General features: G+C 67.3%; 3 protein-coding genes and 1 pseudogene. 2 read left to right on the top strand and 2 right to left on the bottom strand.

The features are described from left to right. Nucleotides 1-224: 224 nt before the first annotated feature. Together ACZ3IC_RS32415 and ACZ3IC_RS32410 are read right to left on the bottom strand one after the other, a co-directional pair. The gene (locus ACZ3IC_RS32415) at nt 225-464 is read right to left on the bottom strand and encodes a hypothetical protein (RefSeq protein WP_467422068.1); all 240 of its coding nucleotides are present in this window, start codon (nt 462-464) and stop codon (nt 225-227) included. A gap of 569 nt (nt 465-1,033) precedes the next feature. Beyond that, nucleotides 1,034-1,581, bottom strand: a pseudogene (locus ACZ3IC_RS32410) (helicase associated domain-containing protein); the annotation flags it as partial. A 554-nt stretch (nt 1,582-2,135) separates the two neighbouring features. Between ACZ3IC_RS32410 and ACZ3IC_RS32405 the strand changes: the two are divergent. Continuing rightward, on the top strand, nt 2,136-4,214 hold the full coding sequence (locus tag ACZ3IC_RS32405; RefSeq protein ID WP_467422067.1) for a prolyl oligopeptidase family serine peptidase: 2,079 nt from the start codon (nt 2,136-2,138) through the stop codon (nt 4,212-4,214). 955 nt (nt 4,215-5,169) lie between these two features. After that, nucleotides 5,170-7,068: a 1-deoxy-D-xylulose-5-phosphate synthase gene (dxs, locus tag ACZ3IC_RS32400; protein ID WP_467422065.1), complete on the top strand. Its 1,899-nt coding sequence runs from the start codon at nt 5,170-5,172 to the stop codon at nt 7,066-7,068.

The raw sequence follows: 7,068 nt of genomic DNA, 5'->3' as shown, positions 1-7,068 counted from the left end.
GCCCGTCGAGTACGAAGCCAACTACTACATGGAATCAACGAAACCCCAGGTCACAACCACAATCTGAGATCTCTACCGAACCCGGGGCGGTTCAACTACCGGGTGCGGTGCCGCTGTGCCGGACGCCGGCGTGGTCGCCGCCTCCGCTGCGGTCGGGCTGGCGATGGTTCCTGCGGCCGGCAGAGCAGTTGCGAGGGCTGTGGCGCCGCGGCGCTTGAGAACGCTCACCATGACTCTGCCTCCTTTGAGCATCGGAGTTGGCGTTGATTTTTCAACCGTTGGGGCCCGCCGAACCAGCGGATTGCCAAGGTCGTAATGCCCTGCGCGGCAAGGATGCGCGCTCTCTCACGTTCGATGCGTCCGCTTGAGCCCGCCAGGACCAGAACGCCGACGTCAGTGCCGACGGCGGGAGTAATCAGAACGCCTTCCCACGGATCGGTCAGCTCACGCTCTGTCAGTTCCATGTGCTCTCCCTGCCGTCCGCCTTCAGTTGCTCGGTGTGCCAGGGCAGCCTATTTGGCCTTGATGCCCCGCACGGGTGACACAGAAAATTCCGCGCTGACCCGCTATCCGTGGGGGCAAGAGCAATTCTTTCACAGCATTTCAGCTGGTCTTGGCGGGGACTTCGGCTCGCGCTCGGGTGTTGGCGAGGCGATAGGAGTCTGTGCCGGCTTCGACGTTTTCAGGCATGCGCGTGCGTGGTGCGTTGCCGCAGGCTGGATACGAGGTATGTGCTTTCCCTGTCCCGGCCCTGTCGTTCGCCGTGGGCTCAACTGGCGGCAGGCAACCGGCTGGGAAGCCACGAACCGCGCACCGACCAGCACTGCGAAAGGGTCCCTCGCCCAGGCCGCGCGAGCGGTGACCGAGCACCTTGGCACAGCCCCCGAGCGGACACTCCTGTCATCCGCCGCTGTGTCACCGGCCCCCGCTGACCCTCCACATCCGGCGCACCACTACCCACGCCCTGGCCCTGGGACCGGCCGACAACGGCCCCTACGGTTACCTCACCCACCTGCAACTGTCCTGCACCCCGCCGTCGCCAGTCCAGCAGCCACGGGCAGTCCCGGTCCGGGGCGGTGGTCGTCAGTTGCGCGGCCCGCGTCTCCGCGCGTTCCGGGTTCTTGCCGAGGCCGCCCTTGCAGCGGAGGCTGGCCAGGTGCTGCCCAACGGGGGTACGAGCGCCTCGCCTTCGCCCCAGACGGCGTCCCGGCGTGGGACGAGGTGCCCGGTGGCGCGCCGGTACGAGCGCAGAGCGGCGAGCTTGTTCTGCCAGGCTTCTTCGCCGGGCTCCCACACCATCCCGGCCTCCGGCGCGTCCAGCAGGGTCTTGCGCCGCTCCTCTACCTCGCCCGCCCGCAGCGCTTTCCTCTGCTGGTGCACCCACCTGCCCAGCGGGAAATCCTTAGATACGCCCACCGTCGTCTCGATGTCGTAGGGGACGGCGTACAGGCCGCTGATCTCGTTCTCGGCGCGCCAGCGGGGGAGAGTCTGGTATCCCTTCAGTCACACCAGGCTCTCGGGCCTGTAGACCCGGGTACGCAGGAACGCAGCGATGGTGGCGGCGTCGCGCGGGGAGGAGAGGTCGATGCAGTCATGGGGCGCCGACGCCCGCCACCACGCAGAGTCGATGGGGCCGGAACTGAGCCGGGCGGCTACGGCACTGCGTAGGGCGTCTTCGATGACATCCGCGAGCTGGTCCGGCACGGCGAACAGGCCCGCGTCCGGTCCGGCCTGGGCATCAAAATCGCCATCGCCGACCGCAATCTCGCCCTGATGCCGCTCTCCCTCGACCTCAACGACGTCCGCGCCGCGGTGATCCGCCCGTCCACCCTGCTCGATGCCCTCACCGGCTACTGGGAAATGTGCTGGAAGCAGGCCCTGCCCCTCAACGCACCCATCCGAACACCCCCTCGACGAGGAGGACCGACTCGTCCTCACCCTCCTGGTCAGCGGCCTCAAGGACGAGGCGATAGCCCGCGCCGGCTCGGCTGGCCCGTCCGCACCATGCGCCGCCGCATCAGCCGCCTGCACGACCTCCTCGGAGGCGCCAATCGCTTCCAGGCCGGAGTGATCGCGGCCCGCCGCGGCTGGTTGTGAGGCAGCACGCCAGTAGCAGGTGGGGCGGCAATGAGCGGATGTGGTATCGGCGCGCGTTCCATGCCTGCACAATTCGGCTTGTGACTGATGAAGACCCGTACCTGTGGCTGGAAGACATCGAGGGCGAGGCCGCGCTCGAGTGGGTGGCCGAGCGGAACGCCGAGACGGAGGCGGTGCTGGCCGCCGACGGCGGGTTCGCTTCCCTGAAGGAGCGCCTGCGGGAGGTGTTGGACGCTTCGGACCGCATCCCCTACACCGTCCGTCGCGGAGTGTTCCTTTACAATTTCTGGCGGGACGCCGGGCACGTGCGTGGTGTGTGGCGGCGTACGACGTTGGAGCAGTACCGCAAAAATTCTCCTGAGTGGGAGGTCCTTCTCGACGTCGACGCGCTCGTCGCGGCGGAGGGCGAGAAGTGGGTGTGGGCGGGTGCGCGGGTGCGCCATCCCGATTATGACCGGGCACTGGTGTGTCTGTCGCGCGACGGTGGTGACGCCGTTGTGGTTCGCGAGTTCGACCTCGCCAACCGGACTTTCGTCGATGGCGGGTTCCAGGTGAGGGAGGCAAAGACGCAGATCGGGTGGATCGACGCCGACACCGTCTTCATCGGCACGGACTTCGGGCCGGGCTCACTGACCGACGCCGGCTATCCGCGTACGGTCCGCAGGTGGCGACGCGGCACCCCGCTGGAAGAAGCCGACCTGGTCTTCGAGGCCGAGACAGGAGATGTGGCAGCTTGGGGCCGGCACGACACCACACCCGGTTTCGAACGGGACTTCGTCTTCCGGTGGCTGGACTTCTTCCGCAGCGAGATGTACCTCCTGAACCCGGACGCCACGCTCGTCAAGATCGAAGTTCCCGACGACGCCAGTGCCTATACCCATCGCCGGCATCTGATCGTCACCTTGAAGTCCGACTGGCTCGGACAGCGGGCGGGCTCCCTACTGGCGTTCGACTTCGACGCCTTCCTGGCGGGTGACCGCACCGCAGAGGTGCTGTTCACCCCGGATGAGCGAACGGCTCTGGCCGGGCACTCCTGGACCCGCCACCACCTCATCCTGGAGACGTTGCGCGACGTCAGCACCCGCATCGAGGTCCTCACCCCCACCTCCGGAGGCGGGTGGGCACGCAAGCCGCTCACGGACGTCCCAGCGCTGTCCGCCGTCACGGTTACGGGCACGGACCCGGACATCTCCGACGAGTACTTCCTGGACGTGTCGGGGTTCTTGCAGCCGTCCACCCTCCACCACGGGCAGATCGGCGCCGACTCGGAGATCCTCAAGCAGGCTCCGGCCCGCTTCGACACGGCTGGTCTTGCGGTGGAGCAGTACTTCGCGACCTCCCGGGACGGGACAAGGGTGCCATACTTCGTGATCGGCCCCGGCCATTCCGACGGGCCCGGCCCGGGCCCCACCCTGCTCTACGGCTACGGCGGCTTCGAGGTCTCGCTCATCCCTTCCTACGACGCGGTGACGGGCCGGGCGTGGCTGGAGCGCGGCGGCACCTACGTGATCGCGAACATCCGAGGTGGGGGCGAGTACGGGCCGGCCTGGCACCAGGCCGCACTCGGCGCGGACCGGCCGCGAGCCTTCGAGGACTTCGCGGCCGTCGCCGCAAACCTCGTCGCGCGGGGCATCACCACCCCGGCCATGCTGGGCGCGGCAGGGGGAAGCAACGGTGGCCTGCTCATGGGCGCGATGATCACCCGTTACCCGCACCTGTTCGGCGCGATCGTCGCTCAGGTACCGCTGCTGGACATGCTTCGCTTTCACAAGCTCCTCGCCGGCGCGTCCTGGGCCGCCGAGTACGGCAACCCGGATACTGAAGCCGATCGCCCCCACCTTCGTGCGCTCTCCCCCTACCACCAGCTCACCGCGGACCAGGTCTACCCGCCGGTTCTTCTGATGACCTCCACCCGTGACGACCGCGTCCACCCTGGCCATGCCCGCAAAGCGACCGCACGTCTGCGCGAGCTCGGTCATTCAGTCCTGCTCCACGAGAACACCGGTGGTGGCCACGAGGGCGCCAGCGACAACGAACAGTCCGCCCACAACAAGGCCCTGGTGCATACCTTCTTGTGGCGGAACCTCACACAACCGGTGCGATCGGCAGCCGGCTGACCGGGCGGGACTCATCTTCCACTTCATTTGCCTGACAGCGTTGCTCGTTCAGGTCAGGGTGATCGGGTTGCTGAGCGCCGCCATGTGTCCGTCCGGATGGTGTACCTCGACACGGACGAACACCGACTCTGCCGTGCTGATATGCCACTCCACGGCACCTGATCCCGAGCCGGGCAATGACGCGCGGGCGCCCTTCCTTGTTCGGTGTAAAAGCTGACAGCGCCCGAGGGCACACCGCGTACGTCCGCCCTCATCTTGGGCGGCACATCACCTGCCTTCAGCCGCTCACCGATTCCGGCGCTCCTGTCACCGGCCAAGAACAAGGCCGCGAACGACAGCTCGTGCGGCGTCTGCTGAATTCCGCGCTGCCCGAGGAACGATCCGAAACGCATGGGTCGGCTCCACGGATCACGTGTTCCGCCTTACAGGGCACGGCCGGGTGCCGGGGTGCTGCGCCGCTTCCAGCGCCTGGTCCAGACGCTTTTCGAAGGTACGAGTGCCACGGTTTTCGCCATCCCGACAGCGGCAGGCCCGGCGGCCACTGCCCCCACCCGTCAGTGCGGCGCGCATCCGGAAGAATTGATAGCCTGCCACCTCCGCATGCACGAGGAGGTGGTTGCTGGATGGCAAAGCATATGGGCTGTTGCCGCTCCTCGCGGTCCGCCGCTCCGGCTCTCTGAGAGGGCATGACGAAGTCTGACACCCAGTGCCGCGGCCGGGTTCTCGCATCCAGCGATTCGACAGATGAACCCGTGTTCGCTTCCCTGGGGCGGCACCTCGCCGCTTCGGTACCGGGACCACCATCGACTGCGCGTTCCGCCTTGGAGATGAACCGTTGCCAATCGGCCATGACGATGTGAACTGCTCATTGGATCCGACGGCCGAGAAGCTGCGGATCCTGTGCATGCACCGAAGTGAAACCCTCCCTATCAGCAGCGCCGAAGGAGAATGACGTATGGGCGTTCTGGAGTCGATCCGCGGGCCGCAGGACCTGAAGAAGCTCGACGCCGGTGAGCTGGACAGACTGGCCGCGGAAATCCGCGAGTTCCTCATCAACGCTGTTTCCCGTACGGGAGGGCACCTGGGGCCGAACCTGGGTGTGGTAGAGCTGACCATCGCGCTGCACCGGGTCTTCGACTCTCCCAAGGACCGCATCGTTTTCGACGTCGGCCACCAGACTTACGTCCACAAGCTGCTGACCGGCCGCCACGACTTTTCCAAGCTGCGCAAGGAAGGTGGCCTCTCGGGGTATCCGAGCCGCGCCGAGTCACCGCACGACATCGTCGAGAACCAGCATGCCTCCGCGGCGCTCAGCTGGGCCGACGGCATCGCGAAAGCCGACCGGCTGGCCGGCCGGCGCGACCGCTCCGTGGTCGCGGTCGTCGGTGACGGGGCGCTGACCGGGGGCATGACGTGGGAAGCGCTGAACAACATCGCCGCCGACAAGACACTCCCCCTGGTCATCGTGGTCAACGACAATGGCCACTCGTACAATCCCACCATCGGCGGACTCGCCACCCATCTGGCCGTCCTTCGCACGACGGACGGTTACGAGCAGTTCCTGGAGCGCACCAAGAACGTACTCGACCGCACGCCGTTCGTCGGCCGCTCGGTCTACGACGCGCTGCACGGGGCGAAGAAGGGCCTCAAGGACTTCATCGCGCCCCAGGGCATGTTCGAGGATCTGGGCCTGAAGTACGTCGGGCCGATCGATGGCCACGACGTGGCGGCCGTGGAGAACGCGTTGCATCGCGCTCAGGGCTTCGGCGGCCCGGTGATCGTTCACTGCATCACCGAGAAGGGCCGGGGCTACAGTTTCGCCGAGGAGTCCGACGAGCGCTTCCACCAGGTCAAGGTGATCGACCCCGATACCGGAAAGCCCGTCTGCGTATCGGGCAAGGACTGGACCACCGTCTTTGGCGAGGAAATGGTGCGGCTCGGCACCGAGCGCAAGGACATCGTGGCGATCACGGCGGCGATGCGGAGTTCTACGGGACTTGCGCCGTTCGCCGAAAAGTTCCCTGACCGGTTCTTCGACGTCGGTATCGCCGAACAGCACGCGGTGGCCTCCGCGGCCGGACTGGCCACGGCCGGACTGCACCCGGTGGTGGCGGTGTACGCGACGTTCATGAACCGGTGCTTCGACCAGCTCTTGATGGACGTGGCCTTGCATCGCTGCCCGGTGACCTTCATGCTGGACCGCGCGGGCATCACCGGTGACGACGGCGCCTCGCACAACGGCATGTGGGACATGGCCGTCCTGCAGGTGGTGCCGGGGCTGCGGATTGCCGCGCCGCGCGACGCCGACCAGTTGCGGGCCCAGATGCGCGAGGCCGTCGAGGTGGAGGACGGACCCACGGTCGTGCGCTACTCCAAGGGTACGGTCGGTCCCGAGGTGGCCGCCGTCGGCACGGTAGGGGACATGGACGTGCTCAGGGGCTCCGCGGAGGACGGCGCCGACGTGCTCATCGTCTCAGTCGGAGCGCTCGCTCCCATGTGCCTTGAGATCGCCGACCGACTGGCCGAGCAGGGCATCAGCACCACCGTGCTGGACCCGCGGTGGGTCAAGCCGGTGAACGAGGCGCTCCCCACCATCGCCGGCCAGCACCGGCTCGTGGTGACCGTCGAGGACGGGGTACGGGCCGGGGGTGTCGGCGCCGCCATCGCGCAGTCGCTGCGGGACGCCGAAGTGGACGTCCCAGTCCGTGACTTCGGCGTCCCCGTCGAGTTCCTCGACCACGCCGAGCGCAGTCGGGTGCTTGCGCGCGTCGGTCTGACAGCGGCGGACATCGCTCGCCGGGTCTCGGGCGTCTTCGCCGGTCTGGGACGGGACGAGATGGTGTTGCCGGGCTGA

Source organism: Streptomyces sp. NPDC002958 (assembly GCF_055563255.1).
The sequence above is the reverse complement of the archived record's forward strand: the minus strand, read 5'-3'. Positions and strand labels throughout refer to the sequence as shown.

What these genes read in the sequence shown, in the direction of transcription:
- ACZ3IC_RS32405 (WP_467422067.1), top strand. Translation starts at nt 2,136, where the DNA reads ATGTGGTATCGGCGCGCGTTCCATGCCTGCACAATTCGGCTTGTGACT.
- dxs (WP_467422065.1), top strand. Translation starts at nt 5,170, where the DNA reads ATGGGCGTTCTGGAGTCGATCCGCGGGCCGCAGGACCTGAAGAAGCTC.
- ACZ3IC_RS32415 (WP_467422068.1), bottom strand. Translation starts at nt 464, where the DNA reads ATGGAACTGACAGAGCGTGAGCTGACCGATCCGTGGGAAGGCGTTCTG.